The organism is Flavobacterium sp. ACN2 (genome assembly GCF_002303885.1).
In the GTDB taxonomy this organism is placed as follows: Bacteria; Bacteroidota; Bacteroidia; order Flavobacteriales; family Flavobacteriaceae; genus Flavobacterium.
The window spans coordinates 202,587-226,185 of record NZ_MRCM01000001.1; the positions used below are offsets into that span (position 1 = coordinate 202,587).

A 23,599-nucleotide genomic window follows, 5' to 3' on the forward strand; every position below is an offset into this window, starting at 1 on the left:
TTATCTTTTCTTTCTCTGCTGAGGGTTATCCATTTCAAGCATTTAATGATATTTTGTTTAAAATGATTAAAATATGATGCCAATTCAATACATAAAATTTATCTTTGCAGTCGATTATGAAATTCTTGAACAGCATATTACGCCTTCCTTTTTTCAGCACTTATTATCATGCAATAATATCTGCTCGGATAGGCTATGCATATAATTCAACGTATTCACGACTATAAATTAAATAGATAAATTATATAAACCTTAAAGCCCGGGCATTGCGTCCGGGCTTTTTTATTTTCAAAAAAATGGAAACAATTCAAAAATTAAAAGAAAATGCGGCCATCTTTCTTCCCGAAAATGGCTTAGAAGAAAAAATCAATCAGGCTGAAAAAGAAAACAGAAAACTAATTATCAAACTGGGTTTTGACCCAACTGCTCCAGATTTGCATTTGGGACATGCAGTTGTCTTGAAAAAGTTGAAACAATTTCAAGATTTAGGGCATCAAATCGTAATCGTTGTGGGAAGTTTTACCGCAAGAATTGGTGATCCGACAGGAAAAAATAAAAGCCGAAAACCTCTTAGCATTGAGGAAGTTCAGCATAATGCGGAAACCTACATTTCGCAATTATCTAAAATTATTGATATTGAAAAAGCTAAAATTGTTTTCAATTCTGAATGGCTCGATGAACTTTCTTTTTCTGAAGTGATTCAGATCATGTCCAATGTGACGGTCGCTCAATTGATGCATAGAAATGATTTTAATAAACGATTTACAGAAAACACCCCAATTGCCATGCACGAACTGGTTTACCCAATTTTACAAGGTTTTGATTCGGTTAAAATTAATGCTGATATCGAAATGGGCGGAACAGATCAATTGTTCAACTGTACAATGGGAAGGCAATTGCAGGAGAGTTTTAAACTTTCAGGACAAATTGTGATGTGTATGCCTTTACTGAAAGGATTGGATGGAAAAGAAAAAATGAGTAAATCGCTTCATAATACAATCGGATTGATTGATGAACCGAATGAAATGTTTGGCAAAACCATGTCGATTCCTGACGCTCTTATTCTTGAATTTTTAGAATTGACAACCGATTTTTCATTTGAAGAAAAAGAAAAAATCAAGAAAAGATTAGAGGATGAAAATCCGATGAATATTAAAAAACTGATTGCCAAAAATATCATTTGCCAATACCATAATCAAACTGAAGCGGAACAAGCAGAACAATTTTTTATTAATCAATTTCAAAGTAAAAATGCGGAAACCAAATCATTTGTTCCTGTTTCCATTTCTTCTTTAGAAAGCAAAACCAATGAAATTGCATTAATTGACCTTTGTGCCTTTATAAAAAATGATATTACAAAATCAGCAAACAGAAGATTGATTGAAAGTGGTGCGGTTCAGATTAATAATGAAAAAATTATCGATCCATTTAAATTAATTCAGTTACGAAAAGAAACAAAGATTAAAATCGGAAAAAGGAGTTTTTATGAGTTACAATAATTGATTCTTTCATTTCAATCATCAATAAAAAAGGGATAAAACAAATCGTTTTATCCCTTTCTACATTTGCAACTAACAAAAATTACAAACTCTAAAAAAACTCATTATGCCTCGATTGGCTTTTTCTTTTGAAACTTATTTACAAGCCAATTTCTAACTGGCTCATCGTATAATTTTAAACATACAAAAGCTAGAATGATACTTACGATTAATACGCCGATTCCTTCCAAATAGCCATTTTCCATCGAAACTTTATTATCTACAACCCAAGCTGTAAACCAATAAATTAATGGATAATGCGTAATATAAATTGGGTATGAAATATCTCCAAGAAGTTTACAAATCTTAAGTGAGAATTCATTTTTGATCTCTCCTCCTGCTCCGATTGCTACAATAATTGGAAACATTACAATGATGCAGAAAGATTCGTATAAACCGTTGATCCAAAGACTATTTTCGTCTCCCAATCTTGGCAATGCTAAAACAATTGTGATTAAAATACTGCAAACCCAAAAAGCATTTTTAATATGAATTAATTTTCCTAAACGGCATAATAAAACTCCAGCAAAAAATGGATAAAGTAATCTTGTGAAACCAACATTCATTTGTTCCCAATTCAATGACCAGCCGCCGATTACATCTCCTTTGGGTCCAAAAACAGTATAATTAATTAACAGTCCGGCAAATATCAATACAAAAACTGACATTACTTTATTCGAAAATTTACGAAAGATTAAGGCGTACAAGATGTTTGCAATATATTCGAAAAAAAGCGACCATGCCGGACCATTTAAAGGATGCATTTCTCCCCAACCTCTAATTTCTAATGAAGGCGGAATTGGCAATAATGTAAACCCTATTACCATTGTCAAAATAACTTTCCAAACTTCCATACCTCCAATCATTGGAAACAATATATCTGAAGCTTGAAAATAATAGAATATGGCTCCAATGATCATTCCAAGAATTACCATGGGCTGTAAACGGATTAATCGGCGTTTGTAAAACTCCCATTGTCCCATTTTCCCCCAACGATCATCATACGCATATGCGACAACAAATCCAGATAAAAGGAAAAAGAAATCAACAGCAAGATATCCGTGATTTATAATTTGCACAAAACGATTTCCGCCTGCGAAAGCTTCAAAAATATGAAAAGCAACTACTAAAATAGCCGCCACTCCACGAAGTCCATCAAGAATTTCGTAATGTTTTTTTGGTTTAATATCAGATGAAATTGAACTCATTTGTTTTTTGGTTTAAGTTAGGTTAGGTTTTAATTGTAGATAGCAGAATTTAGATTTTCTGCAATCTTAAAATTCAAAAATTAAGTTTGGAATTTGGAATTTTTAAATTGAAATTTAATCTACTGGTGGTTTTTCAGCCATTCCGCTCTTCTCTGATCTGGTAAATGTTTTACCGTAAAGTTCTCAAATTTGGCTTCAAAACCTTTTCCGTCTGGAGAAGCGGCCATTAAACCAACCATAACTGGCGTGTTGTCTTGCAAAGGCGCATTTCTAGTCAAGATATAATTTTTATCATCAAAAGAATAGAATATTTCGACAGCATCTAATCGTCGCACGGCTTTAATCCAAATAAAAGGAGGCACTTTTTCTAAAGTTGTTACGCTCCAATCACTTTTATCATGTGTTACAACGGTACTTACATTAAATTTTCCGTCAACAAACTCTACTCCTGTTTTAATATAATTTTTTTCGTCAATGCGAATCATTAATCCCATTTGGTCAAAACGCGCAATGTAGTTTCCAGTCAATTTTACTTTTGCTTCAAATTCGCCCCCATAATTAGCATAATAAAAAGGTGCATCATCAACTGTGAATCCGTAGTGCGAGATTCTCCAATAATCGCTGTTTGCTGTCACATTCATAATCAAAGTATTGTTTTTAATTTCCCATTTTTCAGGTTCATTAAACCATTGCATTTTATTCAGACTTTGAGCCGAAAGGTTTTGAAATAGAACAAATCCAATCGTAAATAGTAGTATTCGTTTCATTATAATTTGATTCTTTATTAATAAAAAGCAAAACTTCTAACGTTTTACATTTAACTTTTAACTTTTTTAAGACAAAAGCAAAGCTGCAAATTTTTACACTTGCAGCTTTACAAACCAACCAATTTTTAGAAATAAAAAAACTTATTTAAGTGAGAAATTCACTTTAGATTTTATATCTGTAGATGAAGCGCCAATAATCGCTTCGAAATCACCAGGTTCTGCAACCCAGTCATGTTTTTTATCGTCAAAGAAACTTAAAGCCGTTTTATCAATTGTAAACGTTACTGTTTTTTCTTCTCCAGCTTTAAGAGCTACTTTCTCAAAACCTTTTAATTCTTTTACTGGACGTGGCAATGAAGATTTCACATCTGTGATGTACAATTGCACTACTTCAGAACCTTCTCTGCTTCCTGTGTTTTTAACATTAACTGAGAATGTAATTTTATCTCCAGCGTTCATTTGTTTTTTATCTGCTGTTACTTTTCCGTAAGCAAAAGTCGTGTAGCTTAAACCGTGTCCAAAAGAGAACAATGGTTTGATTTTGTTTTTATCTGCCCAACGGTAACCTACAAAAATTCCTTCATTGTATTTTACTGAATCGCCTCCTGGGAATTCGCCTAAAGCGTGAGCTCCATTATCTGCTAATTTTACTGGGAAAGTAAAAGATAATTTTCCTGACGGATTCACATCTCCAACCAAAACATTTGCTAAAGCATTTCCTGCCTCAGTTCCTAAAAACCATCCCTGAACAATTCCTGGAACTTCTTTAATCCAAGGCATTGCAATTGCATTTCCAGAAATATTTACGAAAACAATATTCTTGTTAACTTTCGCTAAATCGCTAATTAATTTATCCTGACCATAAGATAAATTCAATTCATTACGATCATGTCCTTCGTCATCTTGATTTGGACTTTTATTTAATCCACCAATGAAAAGAACAATATCTGCATCCTTAGCCACTTTTAAAGCTTCTGCAGTCAATTCTGCTGGAGAACGTTTGTCTTCTAAACTTACTTTAGCAACAACTCCGTTATAGTTACTTGTAGGATCTCCAACATAACCTCTTGCATATACAATTTCAGCTTGATTTCCGATTCTTTTCTTTAAACCTTCTAGCGGAGTGATTTCGTATCTTGCTTTAAGCGAAGAACTTCCTCCACCTACAGTCATCATTTTGATAGCATTTTCTCCAATTACAGCAATCTTTTTGGTTTTAGAAAGATTGATTGGAAGAATGTTATTGTTGTTTTGCAATAAAACAATTCCCTCTTCTGCAATTTTGCGTCCAGCAATAGCATGTTCTTCTGTTCCAAAAGATCCGAAAGGACGATTTCTATCCATTGTAGTCAAGAAAGACAAACGTAGAATACGGCGTACTTTTTCGTCTAATTCTTTTGTTCCAATTTCTCCTTTCCTGATCATTTCAGAATATGGTTTTGCTAAGTAATAATTGTCATAAGCATTACTTGTTCCCCAAGACAAACCATTTGTCCAAGAACCAAATTCCATATCCAAACCATTGTGAATAGCTTGTTTAGTATCGTTAACACCACCCCAGTCTGAAACTACAACACCTTTGAAGCCCCATTCTCCGCGAAGAATATCGTTTAACAAATATTCGTTATGGCAGCATTGCTGACCTTTGTATTTATTGTAAGCGCCCATAATCGACCAAACATCACCTTCTTGAACTGCAGCTTTAAAAGCCGGAAGATAAATTTCGTACAATGCACGATCGTCCACAATTACGTCAACCGAGTTACGATTGGTTTCTTGATTATTTAATGCGAAATGCTTCACGCAGGCAGCAACTCCATTGGACTGAACTCCCTTAATATAAGGAACAACCATTTTTGAAGCTAAAAACGGATCTTCTCCCATGTACTCGAAGTTACGTCCGTTTAATGGACTTCTGTAAATGTTTACACCTGGCCCTAATAATACGTTTTTGTTACGGTAACGTGCTTCTTCTCCAATAGATTTACCATATAAAGAAGCCAATTCTTTGTTCCATGTTGATGAAAGTGCTGTTAGCGCTGGAAAAGCAATACAAGAGTCGTTTGTCCATCCCGCCTGATCCCATTCGTCCCATTTTACCTCTGCACGAATTCCGTGTGGTCCATCGGTCATCCAGTTTTCTGGAATTCCAAGACGTTTTACACCAGGAGAACTAAATTTAGACTGCGCATGAATCATGGCAATTTTCTCATCGGTTGTCATTCGTTTAAGCGCATCTTCTACACGCTCTTCAATCGGTTTTTTATCGTCTAGATAAACTGGAACTTTGTTTTGGGCATTAGCTCCCAAAGAACTTAGTAAAAGTAAAACAACAATTGTTTTAACGTTTTTTAACATAACAGTAATAATTAAGCATTAGTTAGATAATATTATAAAGTCTATTATAAAAACTTTCTCTATCATATTGTAAAACTAAAACGTTATCGTACAAGTTACATTTTTAGATAGAAAAAAGTAGTGGTTTAAAAAATTAAAAAACTGATTTACAAATATTTAAAACAAAAACTATAGTAAAAAAAGTAGTGGTTTTAAAATAAATATTTATGCTTTCAAAGCCATCGAACCAATTTTCATGACCATTTCTTCGAAATCATTTCGCGAAACTGCAGCCTTATTTCGAGCTCGTGTGCGGTAGTTGTAAATTGTGCTTAAAGAATAACGTAAAAATGCTGCAATTTTAACACTGTCGGTAATTCCAAGTCTGATTAAAGCAAAAATTCGAAGTTCTGTGTTTAGCAATTCATTTTGTTTTAAAACAATCTGTTCTTCTGGAATCAATAAAGCATTAAAATCTTTAACGAATGTTGGATATAAATTCAGAAAGATAATATCAAAATTCTTGTATAATTCTTCTAACTCATTATCAACCAAAGTAGTTGACTTTAGAATTTTATAAATTTCATCGAATTGTTTTGCGGTTGCCTTCTTGTTTAAAATAATGCGATAATTCTCCAACTTATTGATATAAGTCGAACAAAGATTGAAGAAATGCGCAATATATTCTTCTTTAACCAAATTAGATTCAGACAATTGCAGGTTACTTTCCTGAAGCTGACTGTTTGTTTCGGTAATATCTTTGTTTAATTCTGCCAATTTCTGACTGGTTTCAAAAAGTTCCGATTTAATTCTGGAAACCTTTTTCATCTGTACATACACATAAATAACCGCAACGATCAAAAACAGAGAAAGCAAACTGATGCAGAGTAAATAAATCTGCAATTCGCTTTTTCTCTGCGCTTCGCGCTCCTGATAAACGGTATTGATGATAGAATACACTTCTGACATCAATAAAGTTCTAAACTGTACATTGCAGTACAATGCATCTTCAATGGCAGATTGTGTAAGTTTATAAGCCATATCGACATCGCCAATTTCGTAAAAAACTAATGCCAATTCTTGCAATGAAGCATTGTCTTTATTGGCATTTTTAATGTCTGAAGTGGCAGAAAGTGCGTAATATTTTTTTCTCGATTCTAAATCATGTGTAGCTTCTGCAATTTTACCTAATAAATAAGTAATCATTGCATATTGCGGACTTTCTTCTTTTGTTTTTCCTAATAAAGCTAATAATTGTTTTTTAGGTTCATCAAATTTTTTATTGAAAATGTCGTGCTGGATTCTGTTAATCTGATATTCTAAAGTATTCGGATTTAAAACACCCACTAACGAATCTCGATATTTGCCAATCTGATTTCTGTATTCCGGGCTATAACTGTTTGCGGCATAATGCTCGAAAAACTCGCGATAGGAAAAATAATAAATTGGAATCAAAGAAGGCGCTAGATTCTTCTTGTTGATACTTTTTAAAATTGCTTCAGATTCACGGTATTTTCCAGAAGAAGAATAAAGCGTTACTAATTGCAATTGCGCTAAATTAAAAAGGTCTTTATTCTGAAGTTCTTCGGCAATCTTGAGGTTCTTTTTTACATATTGAATAGCCGAATCTGAATTTAATTTCTGATACTCAAAATACAATGTTTTATTATAATTGTACTCCTGCTCTTTCGTCAGATTATCAGATTTTATTTTCTTGAAGTTCGCAATTCGTTCTTCTTTAATCTTTACGTAATGCTGTTTGTTTTTAATCGCTTTGTTTAATTCTTTTAAAATAATATCTGTACTTTCCGATGCAAAAAGAGGAAAGTTTAGGATAAGAAATAGAAATAAGTAATATTTTTTCAAAGCGATTTTAATATAAAGGAATTACAAATATAGCAAAGCGAAAATATAAAAAATGAATTATTTTAGTAGTGGTTATAATTAACCAAAAATGGAATTATATCCTTTTATGTTATAAATAATTCAGCAAACAGAATATCAATCCTATAAATAAATTTATAAAAGAAGAGCTTTATCAAAGCTTAAAACTTTGACAAAGCTCCTCTAAAATTATATAAAAATCTAAAGCGCAATCGGCGCCGCTAAACAGCTTTCTGGAATATCAAAAGCATTTACAAGAGCCACAGCATCGGGACGAATATCCCAACAAAGCTGATTTACAATTTTACGAACTGCTTTGGTTTTAACTGCTTCCATATAACCGTCTTCCAGATACCAAGCTTTATTTTTTTCGATTTGCGAAAGAGCATACAATTGATTCAATTTCGTCAAAATGGCTTTTGACGATTCATCTTCAACTGCTTTTATGGCAAGTTGAAACTGCTCTAAAACTATTCTTTCTAAATAGGCTTCAGCTACATCAATCATTTGGTGCTGAACGACATTAAATGCATCGTAAGGTTCTAATCCGCCATCGATTAATTTCTTGATACGTCGCGCTGCAGAAGCCAAAATTGTTTTCTCTCTGTGAACAAATGCCTGAAGATGAAATTCACTATCTAACAAATGCTCCTCGTCTGTTCTTCGTGTAGCTATTGGGTTTTTCTCTGAAATAGCCGTTTTTGCGTTTTCATACACATAATTAATAATTCCTAACGACCCCATTTCTCCAAATGATTTTCTAAATTCGGCTAAACGGTTTTTAGCTACTAATTGCATCAAAACAGTATTATCTCCTTCAAAAGTCGTGTAAATTTCAGTATCGTTTTTAAGCGCGTCAATTCTGTTTTCAGACAAATAACCTTTTCCTCCGCACGCTTCTCTGCATTCCTGCAGAATATCTCTCGTACTCCAAGTAGAATACGATTTCATTCCGGCTGCAAGAGCTTCAATTTCCTGCATTTCGGCTTCGGTTCTGTTTAAAAATCTGTTGGTTAAATATTGCAATGCAAAATGAACGGCATATGTTTTAGCCAAATGTGGCAATAACCTGCGTTGGTGCATTCTATAGTTTAAAATTGGAACCTCAGAACCTCCTTCTGGTCCAAATTGTCTTCTTTGATCGCTGTAGCGAATGGCAATTGTTAATCCAGATTTTGCTGCTGCTAAAGCCGACCGCGGAATCCCAATTCTTCCTCCAACCAAAGTTCCTAACATGGTAAAAAATCGTCTGTTATCACTCGGAATCGGACTTTCGAATTCTCCTTTATCATTTACAGAAGCAAAACGGTCCAGCATATTTTCTTTCGGAATCACAACGTTATCAAAACTGATGGTTCCGTTATCAACGCCGTTTAATCCCATTTTATGACCACAATCGCCAATTGTTACTCCATTTACCACATTTCCGTTTGGATCTCGCAACGGCACCACAAAAGCATTTACACCATAATCATGATCGTCAATAATTAATTTCGCAAAAACAGTTGCCATTTGCCCATGAACAGCTGCGTTTCCAATATATTCTTTTTGAGCGTTTTTATTTGGTGTATGAATGGTAAAAGTCTGATCGTTATGATTGTAAGTCGCTGTAGTTTCCAAACCTTTTACGTTCGATCCGTGATGTGTTTCGGTCATGGCAAAACAACCTGGAAGTTTCAGCGAACCAATATCTTTTAAATATTTAGCATAATGTTTTTCTGTTCCTAACGATTGGACGCTCATTCCCCAAAGTCCAAACTGAACACCAAATTTAATTACCAAGCTCAAATCATGATAACTCAACGTTTCCATAATCGCAAAATAATCTTCTACATTCCCTCCTCCTCCGTATTCCTTTGGGTACGCCATACTTCCAAGGTTTTCATCGGCTAGAATTTTGCACCATTTGTAAACCGTTTGTCTAAAAACGTTAATATCGGTAGAAGTTTCATAAGCAAATTCAGGTCTAGAAATCACCGATTTTACTCTTTTGATTATAGCCGCTTCTTTTCCATCTAAAATTTGAGTGATTTTCTGAATATCAAAACTTGCGTCGGTATGAGAATTGGCAGTAAAAGAACCTGCTTTGGTTTTGAAGTTTTGAAGTGCTTCTTCTCCTAAAATTCCTAAATCATTTTCTAGTTTTTTGAAATCTGATTCGATTGGCGTTAAATCCAAATCGTTTCCTGAAAGCGCTTTTGCAATATCAAAAATCGACTTGATCGAAGATTTGTCCTGAATACTTGTTTCAATATCCAATTTCCATTGTGTGAGTTCATTTCGCGAAGGCGGATTCGAAATATCTAGTTTAGAAAGCAGATATTCTTTTTCTTCTTCAGATAAAACATTTAAGGAATTTATAAACTCTTTTAAAGTTGTAAATTCTTTCTGAGTCAATAAATCATCTGACCACACTAAATAAAACAACGGAGTAAAGGCTTGAAGTTTGGTATTTTTCATATCAATAGTATTCGGTTTAGAAATAGTTTTTTTTTTAGCCACAGATTTTACAGATTAAAATGATTCTTTCTTCGCCACGAATTCCATTAATTTTCACCAATTTTATTCTCTATTCTAAAAATAATTTAATTCGCGAAAATTTGTGGAATTTGTGGCAACAATTTTTTGCACAAAGACTGTAATCCTTTTAATTTGTAAAATCTGTGGCTAAATATTTTTTTCGGCTTATCGCATAAAAAAAAACAGGAATGAAAAATACTCATTCCTGTTTAAACATCCTGTTAAGGTTCTTATAATTTTCGATTTTAAACCAATAAAAAATATGAAAACTAACCCTTATGAACCTTTGGATATTGAGGTCATTTTTTGCTTAATTGCAAAAATATGATGTGAATTAAAAACTAACACTGCGGTAAAAATGATACCATATGCTGTAATTTGTAAAGGTGTAATGTTTTCTCTGAAAAAGAAGGCCGCCAAACCAAATGCAATCATTGGATTGATGTTTAATAACATTCCAACTGTTGAAGAATTGATTCCAGAAAGTGCATATAAATTCAGGAAAAGCGGAATAATTGTAAACAAAATTGCAATTGTCTCGATACAGAAATAGAATTTAAACTCTGTTGGAACTGGTCCTCCGTAACTCGGATAAAATGGCAATAAACATAATACTGATAAAGTTATATGAAAAGTTAAAACAATAAACTTATCAAACCCTCTGTTGGCACGCTGACTTACTAAATAAGCAGCATACGTTAAGCCAATAATAATACTAAAAAACATATCCATTATATCGCTGTAAGAAAGCAGTATACATCCTGAAATGCTTAATCCTACAGAAAGCCATTGTGTTTTAAGGAGTTTTTCTTTCAGTATAAAATAAGCCAATAAAGTCGTTAAAATTGGACAAACCAAATAAGCTAGAGAAGCCGCTTTTACGCTTACATGATTTACTACATATATAAATGTAAACCAATTGGCCATTAAAAATGCGCTTCCGCCAATATTCAGAAGAATCGATTTTCTTTTTTCTGATTTTGGTAAAGCTTTAAAAATCTCAACGGTTTCTCTTATTTGTTTTCTTTTAAATAAAAAAGCAATTAAAAGCATTAAACCAGCACAACTAAAAACACGAAAAAACAAAATATCTAATGACGGATATTCATGTATTGGCTTTAAGACCAAACTAAAAAGTCCCCATATAATAAAGGCTGAAATCGCCGCGATATAATATTTTGTTGTCTTCACAAACTTGCTTTTTGAAATTGTTCTGTTTTGATTTGGCAAATTTCTTAAAAATAAAACAGCAATACAGATACAGTTTTTGTAAATTGCAGCATAACAGTTTTTATTTTATGAAAAATTCGAATTACTTATATCTTCAATTTGCTGACCGAATCGAGAAACAGATTAAATCGGGCGTTTTAAACGTTGGTGATAAACTGCCTTCTATACGGGAAGTCTGCGCCGAAACGGGTTACAGCATGAGTACCGTAAGTAAAGCCTATTATGAAATTGAAAGCCGTTCTCTTATCGAATCTCGGCCACAATCTGGCTATTATGTGAGTAATATTTCTGCTCGAGTAATTACTGAACCTTCGGCAAGCAAACCGCAATTAAGCCTAGAAAACATTGAACGCGAAGATTTAATCGATTTGGTTTACGGTGATATGCGAACTAAAGATGTTACAATGCTTTCGCTTGGTTTTCCGTCGAATGAATTACTTCCGATTGCTAAACTGAATAAAGGAATGGTGCAGGCAATGCGACAATTACCAAACAGCGGAACGAGTTATGAGGAAATTCAAGGAAATAGCAATTTAAGAAAAGAAATTGCGCGATGGTCGTTTACATGGGGCGGCTCTCTAACTGAAGAAGATATTATAACTACTCCTGGATGTATTTCTGCTATTTCAGATTGCTTATTAACACTGACTAAACCGGGAGATACGATTATTACAGAAAGTCCAGTTTATTTTGGAATCCTGCAATTGGCTCGATCTCTAGGCTTATACGTAATGGAACTTCCTACCAATATGACTACGGGAATCGAATTGGAAGCGGTCAAAAAAACACTTTCTACCAATAAGGTAAAAGCTTGCGTTTTGATGAGTAATTTTAGTAATCCGTCGGGAAGCATGCTGCCAAATGAACATAAAAAAGAAATTGTTCGTTTGATGGATTTCTACAATGTTCCGCTAATTGAAGACGATATTCATGGCGATCTATATTTTGGTACAAGTCGACCAACTAATTGCAAAACTTATGATGAAAGCGGCATTGTTTTGTGTTGCAGTTCTGTTTCTAAAACTTTAGCGCCAGGTTATCGAGTGGGTTGGGTTTCGCCAGGAAAATTTAAAAAAGAAGTTTTAAGAACGAAATTATATCATACTATTTCTAACACCACTATTACACATGAAGTGGTTGGAGATTTCTTGAAAAATGGCCGTTATGAGAATCATCTGAGAAAAATTCGACAGATTTTAAATCGAAATTGTACCAATTACATCAATACCGTTTTGGAATCTTTTCCAGCAGGAACAAAAGTGAGCCAGCCTCAAGGCGGTTTCTTTCTTTGGGTAGAATTGGATAAAAAAATCGATACCGCGGCTTTTTATCATTTAGCTCTGAAACACAATATTAGTATTGCGCCAGGGAGGATTTTTTCCTTTCAGAATCAATTTTCAAATTGCATGCGATTGAGTTTTGGATTGCCTTGGTCTAATGAGTTGAGAACTGCTATTCAGACATTGGGGAGATTGGCGAAACAGTTGTAATCGCCAATTTTTTGTCATTTCGACGTAAGGAGAAATCTTCGCGAGAAGCTCTACAAAGATTGGTGATTTTCTTTATGGAATTTCTAGTGTGATTTCTCCTTACGTCGAAATGACAAAACTTTGGGTTATTTCTGTATCTATTTACTTCGCGGAGTTTCTTGCGAAGATTTCTCCTCCGTCGAAATGACAAGACTGTAAGAATATTTTTTTTACAAAAAAACTGGACAGCGCAACTACACACTGTCCAGCCAACAATTAAAAGCAGACCAAAATTAATTAGTTATAAGACAAAATAAGCGTCTTTTTCGACTTTCTTAGGCTCGTCTTTTAAATCAAATTCTTTCAGGATATCAAATTCGCTTTGATATTCGTTTAGCATTTGTTTAATATTTTTTTCAATTGTATTTGCAATTGCGGTAACTGGAGTATCTGTTGGTCTGTTTTCAAACGGATCTTGCAAATGAATCGCCATTCTTTCGATCAAAAAGAAAGCAGCTCCAATAGCAGTAATCAACGGAATTGCAAACCAGCTTAAAACGCTCGTTAATCCGAAAGGCAATAGGAAAATGAACAAACACAAAGTCAATCTAATGTACATACTGTATGTTGTTGGGAAAATTGTATTTTTAATTCGCTCACATTTCCCCATTTCATCACATAATCTAGACAGAGTATTATCGATTTCAACCTGCTGATACATGTTGATTTTCTTTTCGTTTTTAGCAGTTCGTAAATCTCTTGCATGCAGCATCAAAATTGCATTTGGAACGTTTTGATGATTTTTGATATATCTGATTTCTTCTTCGCTAATTAAGCCTTCAATCGGTTTTATTGCATCTCTATTTCTAAGCGACTGACCTAAACTGTAACACCAAGCAATTTGTCTTTTAGCAAAATTTTCTTTGAATTCGCTTGCTTCAACAGAGAAATCTGGATCTTCGTAAAACGTTAAAACCTGACGAATCAAAGTTCTGGAGTCGTTTACAACGGCTCCCCAAACAATTCGTGCTTCCCACCATCTGTCATAAGCCTGATTTGATTTAAAAGCTAACAGTAAGGAAATTATGGTTCCGATCATGGTCGGAATGGCAATCGGGATATCTACAGGAAGATTGATGAAATAATGATGAAAAATCTCAAATAGTATGGTATATGCTAATACCAATACAATTTCTACTTTAATTTTCCCGAGAACGTACTTCATTGGTATTCTTTTCTTTAATAACATATTTTCGGTTTTAAATTAATATTTTTTAAGAGGCTAAGGGACTGAGGTTCTAAGGTTCTAAGGGCTGAAAAATTAAAAAAACTTAGAGACTTAGTACCTTAGAATCTTAGAATCTTAGAATCTTAGAACCTAAGATTCTCAAACCATCTCTTCGTACAATGAAAGAACAGGAAGCCCTAGTTTTTCATTGACATTTTCTTTTTTCGATTTTTTAAATTTGATTTTTTCGCCTTTTCTGGTTTCTACCAACATATCAATATTATGTTTTGAAATGGCTTCAGATAAGAATGGAGCAACTTTTTCATAGTCGTCTTCAAAACTGGCAGTTTGACTCACAATCTCAAAAGAGAAATTGGCGCTTAAGAAATCTTGAACATCTTTTACATGAATGTTCATACTAGAATTTTCTACGTAAAGTGCTTTATGGAAAACTTCTTTATTAATCTCTGTGCTTAAATGTAGAATTGGGCATTTTTGATTTCCTGCCAATTGCACCAAATACTGATGGATTCTTTTGGTTTCTTGTTTATAAGAATGGGTAAGAATGACCAATTTGACTGAAAAAGCTTCAATTAGCCTTTTAAAAATCGGTGCTGAAAGTCCGTATTGGTTGTGAACTTTTAATTTTATGTTTGAAGTGTGTTCAACAATATATCGGCAGGTTTCTAGAACTTCTTCCTGACTTCTGGTAAGTCCAGATTTCATTTCTCTCAAAAAACCAGAAGAAGAAAACGTATCGGGCGCTTCTGAAACTAATACTAAAATAATTTCTGATTCCGTATTTTTGGACTGATTCACCGCAGATTTAACAGCAGAGATTGTATCATCTTTTAATGTCGTAGGTATAAGAAAGTTTTTCATAAGTACATCTTTTAGTTTATACTTACAAAATAACTGTCCGCAAATTAGACCTTAATTAATCTAAAATTAGAATTTTCTAAAATTAAACATTAGATTTTTTAATGTTGCTTTTTTTAAAGATAATGGTAACGATTGTTCCTTTATTTTGCTCCGATTGCACTTGAAGTTCGCCATCATGCATTCTAATGATTTTAGATGCTAATGGAAGTCCCAAACCATATCCTATATACTTGGCAGCGATTTTACCTCTAAAGAAAGGCTCGTACAAATGCGGAATATCCTCAGGCGGAATTCCGATTCCGATATCATTAATCGATATTTTAATCATTTCTTTATTGGCAGAAAGACTCACAAACACTTCATTGTTATCAGAATACTTTACTCCGTTGGTAATAATATTATTGATTGCCAATTCTAAAAGCGGTTTATTGCATGGCAGCAATAATAGATTAGAATCTTCTGGAGCAAAATTAAGTCTAATGCTTACGCGATTGTCTGGATAAATTTTATCTAAATCTGATTTTACATCCAATAACAATTCGTCCATTCGGGCAATATCAGACACTTGTTTTTGTCCGTCATAACCCGTTTGAGTCAATTTCAGTAAGCTTTCTGTTAAGTTTCCTAATCTTGAAGCCTGACTGTAGATATTTTGTAGCGATTCTATATATTCTTGTTGCTCTCTTTCCTTCAGCAGCATAATTTCTGCTTCGGCAATAATAGTTGTAATTGGCGTTTTTAATTCGTGAGATGCATTATTAATAAAGTTAGCTTGAATCTCGAAAGAAGTTTCCAAACGATCCAGCATATTATTAAAAGTATTGGTCAAATCTGAAATTTCATCAGAATTTTTAACCTCTGGCAAACGATTATGAAGATTAGAAGCACTAATTCTTTTTACTTCTTTTGTAATTCTTGCCACTGGATCGACAACGCGTTTTGCTAAAAATCGTCCTAAAAGAAAAGCCAGAATCACAAAACCGATTCCACCAAAAAGCATAATTTTAACAATGTAAATAGTCGTATCTTTTCCCTTTCGATCTCTCGCGCCAACAATTACAATATATTTTTGATTGTTTTCTTGAAAAATCTGTCCCAAATAATATTTGTTATCTCTTTCAAAAGAATCTTTTCCTGTTCTTAAAATATTGGTATAAAAAGAATTTGGAAGATTTAGATTGGTATTGTAATCAAAACTATTGTGGCTGTTTATTTTCAATACATATTCTTCTTCCTCGATCAATTCTTCAAGACCATTCTTTTTAAGGTTCTTGTAATATTTGATCTTTTCTGGGTCTTTTTGAAAATGAATAGAAGAAACAATTTTTGCTCTATCATCCAGACGCTTCAAAAAATGATATCGATTGTTTTCTCTAAATAAGAAAAACACGATGATACACAATAGCGAAGTACTGAAGGTAGAAAGGGCAACGTAATTAAAAGTAATTTTTTTTCTAATATCCATATTATGGTTTTATAACATACCCCAAACCTTTCATAGTATGAATAAGTTTAGACGAATAAGGCTTATCTATCTTTCTTCTTAAGTATGTAATATAGACATCAACAACGTTGGTATTCATATCAAAATTAATATCCCAAACATTATCCAAAATCTGATCGCGCGATACGATTCTGCCTGTATTTTTAGCCAAATAATATAAAAGTTTGAATTCTTTGGCGGTTAAAATAATGTTTTCTCCATCTCTTTTAACGGTTTTGGCGCGTCCGTTTATTTCTAAATCAGCAATTGTGATGGTATCTATTTTTTCTGTTTCCTGTTGCGATCTTCTGTACAGCGCATTTATTCTGGCATCTAATTCGCCAAATTTAAAAGGCTTAACCAAATAATCATCGGCACCAGCATTTAATCCTGTTACAATGTTTTCTGAAGTTCCTAAAGCTGTTAAAAGTAAAATTGGCACAAAGTTTTTTGCAGCGCGAAGTCTTCTGCAAATTTCAATTCCATTAACATCTGGAAGCATAACATCCAAAATCACTACATCGAAGGTATAATTATGAATCATCTCCATAGCCGTTTTACCGTCCATAGCAACGCTTACTTCATTATTATTTTCTGCAAATCCTTTTCTTAATATTGATAATAGATTTGGTTCGTCTTCAACTATAAGTAATTTCATCTTAAGAAGTTTGTATATACAACAAAAATAAGAATACAATTTAACATAATTTGGCACATCAATACAAATTATGATTTAATTATGAAGAATCAAAAAAGCAGACACGATAGCCTGCTTTTTGATATTATTTTGCACGTAAAGTTTCTGATTCCTAATTTTTGAGATTAAAAAGTCTCTCCAGCATTCAAATAGAATCCTTTAGAATTGTTCCCCCACGCATAATCCAAAATCAAATTTGTTTTGGAAGCTTTATCAATTAAGATTCTCAAACCAACACCAGCCGCTGGTTGTATTGATTTAAATAATTTTAAATCATTATCAGAATTACTGGCGGTTACAAAATTGGTAAAAACCGTACCGCTTAACAATTGATTGCATGTAATGGGAAACCTAAATTCTGTAGACAAATAAACCAACCCATTTCCTCTAAATAATCCCTGTGTATACCCTTCTCCGCTCCTGCTGCGCTGATCCCAGCCAATTGCAGGAAGATTTAAATACGGAACTTTTCCTCTAGTCACAAATTGCCCGTAGGTCCAAATAGCTAAAATATAATGCGGATTTTTATGAGAAACAGGAATAAAATGGCGGTATTCTGCAAATAGAACATTGCTATAATCCTGATTATTAAACAGAACAGGATTAAATCTATAATTTATATTGGCAAACCAACCTTTTGACGCATTTACTTGATTATCACGAGAATCATGAACCAGATTCAGGCTAACTCCATTTAAAAAATATTCAGAATTATCAAATCCGTATTTTTGGCTGTAATTGTAATGATAGGTATATTTTCCGTTTGCAACATCCAATTCCTCATCTTGTATCCTTGAGTACCAGTCAATATTAATACCCCCTCCGACATAGTAGTTCTCTTTAACCTCAAAAGAAACCGTTTGATGGAACTTCAAATAATTATAATCCATTGCCTGAGCAAGAGAATCTACACTAAACCCTGGTGGACGGTCACGTCTGGGCGGAATAATATCGGTTCCTAAACCATAATTAGGTTGCGAAAACAAATATAATCGATAATCTCCACTCAAAAAGATTTTATTATTTTTCAGCAGAATATTGTTTTTAATGTTAACCAGCCACTGATTTTTTACCGTATAAGTAATCCCTATGTTGGCAATTGAGTATTTATCTTTTTCTTCTTTTCCTTTAAAGGTATACTGAGCCACAGCACCAAAAAAGAAACCCGTTGCAGGCTGTGAACCAATTGCGGGAATTAATAAAAAGAAATTGTTCTTTGTGGGTTTAACAACCAAAGCATCGTCTTTTTTCTTAAAAAGATCAAATAATGTTTTAGGAGGACAGATTGTTGGAGTTTCAATTTCAGAATTTTTAATTTCCTCTTGAGCAGATAAATTAAAAGAAATAAGAAGTAATAATCCTAAGATTTTAGACTTGTACTTAACGGCATTATTTTGAAAAAAAAGTACCATTTACAAAGTTTTGTTTTAGAAATAAAATCAAGCTCATTGTAAATATAAGTCTTATTTCCAACATCTTAAGCAATGAAACAAAATAATTTAAAAAATATTTTAACAAAAAAAGCCGTCAAAAAAAATTGACGGCTTTAATTTATACTATTGTTATTTTTATTTAGTGATAAATTTTGGATGAATTAGATTTTCTAAAGAATAAATCTCATCCCATTTTTCCTGTGTAATTAGTTTTCGTTCTAAAACAGCAATTTGATGCACGCTTTTACCCGTTTTTAAAGCTTCTCCAGCAATACTTGCACTTTCTTCGTAACCAATAATCGGATTCAATTGGGTTACAATTCCGATACTATTCATAACCATATTATAGCAATGATCCACATTTGCAGTGATTCCGTTGATACATTTATCAATTAAAGTCTGAATCGCATTTGAAAGATAATCTAACGAAGTAAACATCGCAAAAGCAATAACAGGCTCCATTACATTCAATTGCAATTGTCCTGCTTCTGCTGCCATTGTAACCGTTAAATCTTGCCCAATCACATAAAAACAAGTCTGATTTACCACTTCTGGAATTACCGGATTTACTTTTCCTGGCATAATAGATGAACCAGGCTGACGGGCAGGAAGATTAATCTCGTTTAAACCCGTTCTTGGACCTGAACTTAATAAACGTAAATCATTACAGATTTTAGAAATCTTAACCGCAGAACGTTTTAATGTTCCCATAATCTGAACGTAAGCTCCTGTGTCTACCGTTGCTTCAATCAAATCTGGCGAAAGTGTTAAAGGAATTCCAACCTCATCTGCCAAATATTTTACACAGATTTCTGGATAACCTTCTGGAGCATTTACTTTTGTTCCAATCGCCGTTGCGCCCATATTAATTTCCAACAATAATTCCTGAGCATTTTTCAAACGCTGAATATCTTCGCCAATTGTTGTCGCGTAAGCTTTAAACTCTTGTCCTAAAGTCATCGGAACAGCATCTTGCAATTGCGTTCTTCCCATTTTTAAAACTTCTTTAAACTCCACGCCTTTTTTAGCGAAAGCAACTTCTAGACCAGCTAAAGTTTTAATAAAGTTTTCCATTTTTAAATACAATGCAATTCTAAATGCCGATGGATATGCGTCGTTAGTAGACTGAGAACAATTTACATGATTATTGGGATGAAGGAAATTGTATTCTCCTTTTTTATGACCTAAATATTCTAGTCCGATATTGGCAATAACTTCGTTTGCATTCATGTTTACAGAAGTTCCCGCGCCACCCTGAATTAAATCACTCACAAATTCCTGATCAAATTTACCAGCAATAACCTGATCGCTTCCGTAACAAATTGCTTCTGCTATTTTTGCATCAATAGCCCCACAATCTTTGTTGGCTAAAGCTGCCGCTTTTTTTACATAACCTAAAGCTTTGATAAATAAAGGTTCTTTTGAAATTGGAATGCCTGTAATATTAAAATTCTCTACAGCTCTAAAAGTCTGGATTCCGTAGTATAAATGATTCGGAATTTCTAATTCCCCTAAAAAATCATGTTCCTTTCTTGTTGGTTCCATATAATAAAAATTGATATGTTTTAACTTAAAAAATAAGTGTAAAGCTACAGCATTTTATGGATTAAAAATGGGAATAGAATCAAAATCATTTATAATTTGTTCGCATTTTTCTATGGTAAATTATTACCTTTTCACCTTCAAATAATTATCGAAAAAGGTTGAAAAAAGAAAGCGAATATTTTCTTGATAAAGAATACAATACGATTGTTTACGCCAAAGATGATCTTAATTTTAAAGACTTCGAATGCTGTGTTTTTAACAATTGTAACTTCTCTGCTTGCACTTTTTTGGCTGTTACTTTTATCGATTGTGTTTTTAATGACTGTATTTTTAGTGAAGCAAAAATTAATTATGTCGCTTTTAGAACCGTAACTTTTAATCGTTGCGAAATTAAAGAAGTGAATTTTGCCATGTGTGACAAACTCATTTTTGAAGTTCGCTTTAATGATTGCATCCTTGACTTTTCTAAGTTTTATACTTTAAAATTAAAAGGAACTCCGTTTTCCAATTGCAGTTTAATAGCGGTAGATTTTATGGCCGCAGATTTAACCAGCGTAATTTTCGATAATTGCGATTTATACCGTTCCGAATTCAACAAAGCCATTGCCAACAAAGCCGATTTTAAAACAAGTTATAATTATACTATCGATCCTTCTAAAACGAAATTGAAAAAAGCTGTTTTTTCTTTGAATGAAGTGAAAGGATTATTATTTAAGCATGATGTGATTGTGAGTTAATCATAACCCTATTTATTTTTCACTATTCTTTTCTTTTTTTTGGAAGAGCCGATTTTGGCAGCAAAAATAAAATCAGAAGTACACTTATTAAACAAAACAAATGAATAAATGCGCCATAGAAAAAAGCGTTATAAAAATGCTTGAAATCTGTATTTCCTTTTACTAAATAGTAGAATACACTTCCTGTCAATGTAATTCCCAATGCACCAAACAATTGTTGTACCGTAGAATAAACACCTGATGCATTTCCAATCATATTCTGAGGCAGATTTTTCAAGGCAATATTAGCGAATGAGGGTAAAACCAGCGATACGCCAATACCATGTAGAAACATTATTAAATATCCTCTAAAATCAACTATTGGATAATAAAAAAGAAAAAGCTGCAAAATGATTGTTGAAATGAGAAGCAACACACCAAAAATCAATACCGATTTACCAAAACGCAGTACTAGTCTAGCTGATAAAAATGACGCCATAATAAATCCGCTTCCCTGAAATACAATAAAATATCCTGCCTGCATGGGAGAAAGCTGAATCCCTTCTTGTAAAAAAACAGCAAGTACAAAAAAGTAGGCATCAAGCATTAACATAAAAAGAGCAGACGCTGAAACCGCCATATTGAAATTCCGGTTCTTAAACAGCTCAAGGTTTAATAAAGGTTCTCTTTTACTTGATTTCCTTTTTATCTGCCTGAATATAAAAACACAAATAAATACGATTGATACTGGCAACGTAATTTTAACGAGACCGTTTTGTTCTAAACCAACAGCCATGGAAAAAACCAATAATGCGAGTCCAATACATAATATAAAAGCACTCAAATAATCCATTTGTAAAGAAGAATAATCTCGGGACGGATTAAGATAACGAATGGCCAGCAAAATCCCTGAAGCACAAATAGGAATATTAATAAGAAATATATACCTCCAGGATTGATCAATTAAAAACGGTTTGAGTTCTACCAGAAAACCACCCAGAAACTGCCCCAGCATAGTGCCAATTCCAATCGCAATTCCATACCAGCCCATCGCATAAGTGCGCTCTTTATGATCTTTAAAAAGAACTTGTATATAAGACAAAACCTGAGGAGACATCAATCCTGCGCTTATTCCCTGAAAAAACCTCAAAATAATAAGCTGGTCAGTTGAATATGCAAAACCACAGCCTGCAGAGCTAATCATAAATAAGAGCATTCCTAAAACAAAAATTTTCTTTCTGCCGAAATAATCTCCAGTCTTACCACCAATTATAAGGAAAGAAGCAAATCCAACCATATACATGGCTACAACTAACTGAATTTTTCCATTACTTGAACCAAGCCCACGTTGTATTGACGGAATAGCAACGTTTACAATAAATATATCTAAAATGGTAAGCAAATGTGCAAGTAGCAATATAAGGAGCGAAATGTATTTTCTATTTTTCATAATATATAGAATAGTCTATCTATTTTTAGTTAAAAAAAAATCAGAAAAACTGATTTATGGCTTTTTTTACTTCTTTTAGATCATTAGTATTACCGTTTATACTTGCCGAAACTACAGCTCCTTCTATCATTAAAAAAATACTGTTTTGCAGTGCATTTTTTTCTATTAAAAGCGTTTTTACTGTACTAATTTCGTCAACTAATCCATTAATATACTCACGCTGGCGCTCTTTATGTGCCAGAACAAACTGTTCTATTTTTTTATCTTCTCTACCTATTTCAGCATTTATTTTTATGAAATGGCATCCGGAAAAATTTGATTCTTCCTGAAGTTTAATACGGTAATCTATCAATTTTAAAAGCTTTTTTAACGGCTGTTTCTCATCTTTCAAATAGTCATCTAGATTGGCAAAATATTGTGTTTCCTGCTGCTCCAAATAATGGTATAATAAATCACTTTTAGATTGATAATGCTTATAGAGCGAACCAATAGCAATATCTGCCTCAGCAATAATCTGGTTAATTCCTGTACTATTAAATCCCTGATGATAAAACAGACGAGACGCTGTATCAAGTATTCGTTCTTTTACACTGCTTTTCTGTTTCATTTTTTTTATCAAAGATAAAATAAAAATAGATAGAGTTATCTATTTTATTTCAAAATAAAAAAAATCACAAAAGTTGTGATTTTAAATTTCATTGATTATGAATTATTTACAGAGCTTTCCCCATCACATAATCTTCCATTAAATATCCATTCCCAATTTCTATATCAACCGTTTCTTTGATATCAAAACCTAACTTTTTATAGAAATTTAATGCCGCATTAAAGCGATTTACGTTTAATAAAAGCTCTTTTGAATTATTCTCTAAAGCCATTTTTGCAATTTCTTCAAAAACAATTTTACCATAACCTTTTCCTTGCGTTTCTGGTAAAAGGTAAATTTTATGAATTTTGGTAATCGCTTCGCTTTTATAATTATGCTCAATTCCAATAAATCCGATTACAGCATTAGAATCTGAAATCAAATAAAAAAGCTGTTCTTTATTCTGGATTTGTTTTGATAATGCTTCATCAGAATAAATCAAATCCAACATATAATCCAATTGCTCTTCTGTTAAAATTTCGCCATACGTAATCGGCCAAGTTATGTGCGCTATTTCTTGAATTTTAGCAATATCTTCAACAAATGCTTCGGTAATTTTAATCATA

The 23,599-nt window shown here is 33.1% G+C and carries 18 protein-coding genes; 3 read left to right on the plus strand and 15 right to left on the minus strand.

Annotated elements, in window-relative coordinates; all coding sequences use genetic code 11:
• Positions 1-296 precede the first annotated feature (296 nt).
• Positions 297-1,499 (plus strand): tyrosine--tRNA ligase, encoded by a 1,203-nt coding sequence (tyrS, locus tag BSF41_RS00770; protein ID WP_095927626.1) that lies wholly within the window; start codon positions 297-299, stop codon positions 1,497-1,499.
• Between the two features lie 104 nt (positions 1,500-1,603).
• Here the strand turns inward: tyrS and BSF41_RS00775 are convergent, their stop codons facing one another.
• From BSF41_RS00775 to BSF41_RS00800, 6 genes are all read right to left on the minus strand, one after another.
• Entirely contained in the window at positions 1,604-2,746 is a 1,143-nt protein-coding gene (locus BSF41_RS00775; protein ID WP_095927627.1) for an acyltransferase, read from the minus strand.
• A 119-nt stretch (positions 2,747-2,865) separates the two neighbouring features.
• Complete coding sequence (locus tag BSF41_RS00780; RefSeq protein WP_095927628.1) at positions 2,866-3,513, minus strand: DUF1349 domain-containing protein; 648 nt, start codon at positions 3,511-3,513, stop codon at positions 2,866-2,868.
• A 141-nt stretch (positions 3,514-3,654) separates the two neighbouring features.
• Positions 3,655-5,871 (minus strand): glycoside hydrolase family 3 C-terminal domain-containing protein, encoded by a 2,217-nt coding sequence (locus BSF41_RS00785; RefSeq protein ID WP_095927629.1) that lies wholly within the window; start codon positions 5,869-5,871, stop codon positions 3,655-3,657.
• 204 nt (positions 5,872-6,075) lie between these two features.
• The gene (locus tag BSF41_RS00790; RefSeq protein ID WP_095927630.1) at positions 6,076-7,716 is read right to left on the minus strand and encodes a DUF6377 domain-containing protein; all 1,641 of its coding nucleotides are present in this window, start codon (positions 7,714-7,716) and stop codon (positions 6,076-6,078) included.
• A gap of 219 nt (positions 7,717-7,935) precedes the next feature.
• Entirely contained in the window at positions 7,936-10,194 is a 2,259-nt protein-coding gene (locus BSF41_RS00795; protein WP_095927843.1) for an acyl-CoA dehydrogenase, read from the minus strand.
• A gap of 336 nt (positions 10,195-10,530) precedes the next feature.
• Entirely contained in the window at positions 10,531-11,445 is a 915-nt protein-coding gene (locus tag BSF41_RS00800) for an EamA family transporter (RefSeq protein ID WP_095927844.1), read from the minus strand.
• Positions 11,446-11,552: 107 nt separating this feature from the next.
• Between BSF41_RS00800 and BSF41_RS00805 the strand changes: the two genes are divergently transcribed.
• Positions 11,553-12,974 (plus strand): PLP-dependent aminotransferase family protein, encoded by a 1,422-nt coding sequence (locus BSF41_RS00805; protein ID WP_095927845.1) that lies wholly within the window; start codon positions 11,553-11,555, stop codon positions 12,972-12,974.
• A gap of 280 nt (positions 12,975-13,254) precedes the next feature.
• On the opposite strand, the gene BSF41_RS00810 is transcribed toward BSF41_RS00805, so the two are convergent.
• The 6 genes from BSF41_RS00810 to aspA form a co-directional block, all read right to left on the minus strand.
• Positions 13,255-14,202 carry a bestrophin family protein gene (locus BSF41_RS00810; RefSeq protein ID WP_095927631.1) on the minus strand — a complete coding sequence of 316 codons (948 nt, stop codon included), beginning with the start codon at positions 14,200-14,202 and terminating at the stop codon, positions 13,255-13,257.
• Between the two features lie 138 nt (positions 14,203-14,340).
• Complete coding sequence (locus tag BSF41_RS00815) at positions 14,341-15,063, minus strand: hypothetical protein (protein WP_095927632.1); 723 nt, start codon at positions 15,061-15,063, stop codon at positions 14,341-14,343.
• A gap of 82 nt (positions 15,064-15,145) precedes the next feature.
• Positions 15,146-16,528: a HAMP domain-containing sensor histidine kinase gene (locus BSF41_RS00820; protein ID WP_095927633.1), complete on the minus strand. Its 1,383-nt coding sequence runs from the start codon at positions 16,526-16,528 to the stop codon at positions 15,146-15,148.
• Between the two features lies 1 nt (position 16,529).
• Complete coding sequence (locus tag BSF41_RS00825; RefSeq protein WP_095927634.1) at positions 16,530-17,204, minus strand: response regulator transcription factor; 675 nt, start codon at positions 17,202-17,204, stop codon at positions 16,530-16,532.
• 164 nt (positions 17,205-17,368) lie between these two features.
• Positions 17,369-18,655: a BamA/TamA family outer membrane protein gene (locus BSF41_RS00830; RefSeq protein WP_095927635.1), complete on the minus strand. Its 1,287-nt coding sequence runs from the start codon at positions 18,653-18,655 to the stop codon at positions 17,369-17,371.
• Between the two features lie 156 nt (positions 18,656-18,811).
• On the minus strand, positions 18,812-20,221 hold the full coding sequence (aspA, locus tag BSF41_RS00835; protein WP_095927636.1) for an aspartate ammonia-lyase: 1,410 nt from the start codon (positions 20,219-20,221) through the stop codon (positions 18,812-18,814).
• Between the two features lie 158 nt (positions 20,222-20,379).
• On the opposite strand from aspA, the gene BSF41_RS00840 reads away from it, so the two are divergent.
• Positions 20,380-20,958, plus strand: coding sequence for a pentapeptide repeat-containing protein (locus tag BSF41_RS00840; protein WP_095927637.1), 579 nt, complete (start codon positions 20,380-20,382; stop codon positions 20,956-20,958).
• 22 nt (positions 20,959-20,980) lie between these two features.
• Here the strand turns inward: BSF41_RS00840 and BSF41_RS00845 are convergent, their stop codons facing one another.
• The 3 genes from BSF41_RS00845 to BSF41_RS00855 all read right to left on the minus strand — a co-directional run bounded on the left by BSF41_RS00845 (position 20,981) and on the right by BSF41_RS00855 (position 23,598).
• Positions 20,981-22,387: an MFS transporter gene (locus BSF41_RS00845; RefSeq protein ID WP_095927638.1), complete on the minus strand. Its 1,407-nt coding sequence runs from the start codon at positions 22,385-22,387 to the stop codon at positions 20,981-20,983.
• Between the two features lie 40 nt (positions 22,388-22,427).
• Complete coding sequence (locus BSF41_RS00850; protein WP_095927639.1) at positions 22,428-22,994, minus strand: TetR/AcrR family transcriptional regulator; 567 nt, start codon at positions 22,992-22,994, stop codon at positions 22,428-22,430.
• 106 nt (positions 22,995-23,100) lie between these two features.
• On the minus strand, positions 23,101-23,598 hold the full coding sequence (locus BSF41_RS00855; RefSeq protein WP_095927640.1) for a GNAT family N-acetyltransferase: 498 nt from the start codon (positions 23,596-23,598) through the stop codon (positions 23,101-23,103).
• Between the last annotated feature and the right edge of the window lies 1 nt (position 23,599).

What these genes read in the sequence shown, in the direction of transcription:
- BSF41_RS00855 (WP_095927640.1), bottom strand. Translation starts at nt 23,598, where the DNA reads ATGATTAAAATTACCGAAGCATTTGTTGAAGATATTGCTAAAATTCAA.
- BSF41_RS00820 (WP_095927633.1), bottom strand. Translation starts at nt 16,528, where the DNA reads ATGGATATTAGAAAAAAAATTACTTTTAATTACGTTGCCCTTTCTACC.
- BSF41_RS00785 (WP_095927629.1), bottom strand. Translation starts at nt 5,871, where the DNA reads ATGTTAAAAAACGTTAAAACAATTGTTGTTTTACTTTTACTAAGTTCT.
- BSF41_RS00825 (WP_095927634.1), bottom strand. Translation starts at nt 17,204, where the DNA reads ATGAAATTACTTATAGTTGAAGACGAACCAAATCTATTATCAATATTA.
- BSF41_RS00805 (WP_095927845.1), top strand. Translation starts at nt 11,553, where the DNA reads ATGAAAAATTCGAATTACTTATATCTTCAATTTGCTGACCGAATCGAG.
- tyrS (WP_095927626.1), top strand. Translation starts at nt 297, where the DNA reads ATGGAAACAATTCAAAAATTAAAAGAAAATGCGGCCATCTTTCTTCCC.
- BSF41_RS00830 (WP_095927635.1), bottom strand. Translation starts at nt 18,655, where the DNA reads ATGGTACTTTTTTTTCAAAATAATGCCGTTAAGTACAAGTCTAAAATC.
- BSF41_RS00850 (WP_095927639.1), bottom strand. Translation starts at nt 22,994, where the DNA reads ATGAAACAGAAAAGCAGTGTAAAAGAACGAATACTTGATACAGCGTCT.
- BSF41_RS00845 (WP_095927638.1), bottom strand. Translation starts at nt 22,387, where the DNA reads ATGAAAAATAGAAAATACATTTCGCTCCTTATATTGCTACTTGCACAT.
- BSF41_RS00815 (WP_095927632.1), bottom strand. Translation starts at nt 15,063, where the DNA reads ATGAAAAACTTTCTTATACCTACGACATTAAAAGATGATACAATCTCT.
- BSF41_RS00775 (WP_095927627.1), bottom strand. Translation starts at nt 2,746, where the DNA reads ATGAGTTCAATTTCATCTGATATTAAACCAAAAAAACATTACGAAATT.
- BSF41_RS00810 (WP_095927631.1), bottom strand. Translation starts at nt 14,202, where the DNA reads ATGTTATTAAAGAAAAGAATACCAATGAAGTACGTTCTCGGGAAAATT.
- aspA (WP_095927636.1), bottom strand. Translation starts at nt 20,221, where the DNA reads ATGGAACCAACAAGAAAGGAACATGATTTTTTAGGGGAATTAGAAATT.
- BSF41_RS00780 (WP_095927628.1), bottom strand. Translation starts at nt 3,513, where the DNA reads ATGAAACGAATACTACTATTTACGATTGGATTTGTTCTATTTCAAAAC.
- BSF41_RS00795 (WP_095927843.1), bottom strand. Translation starts at nt 10,194, where the DNA reads ATGAAAAATACCAAACTTCAAGCCTTTACTCCGTTGTTTTATTTAGTG.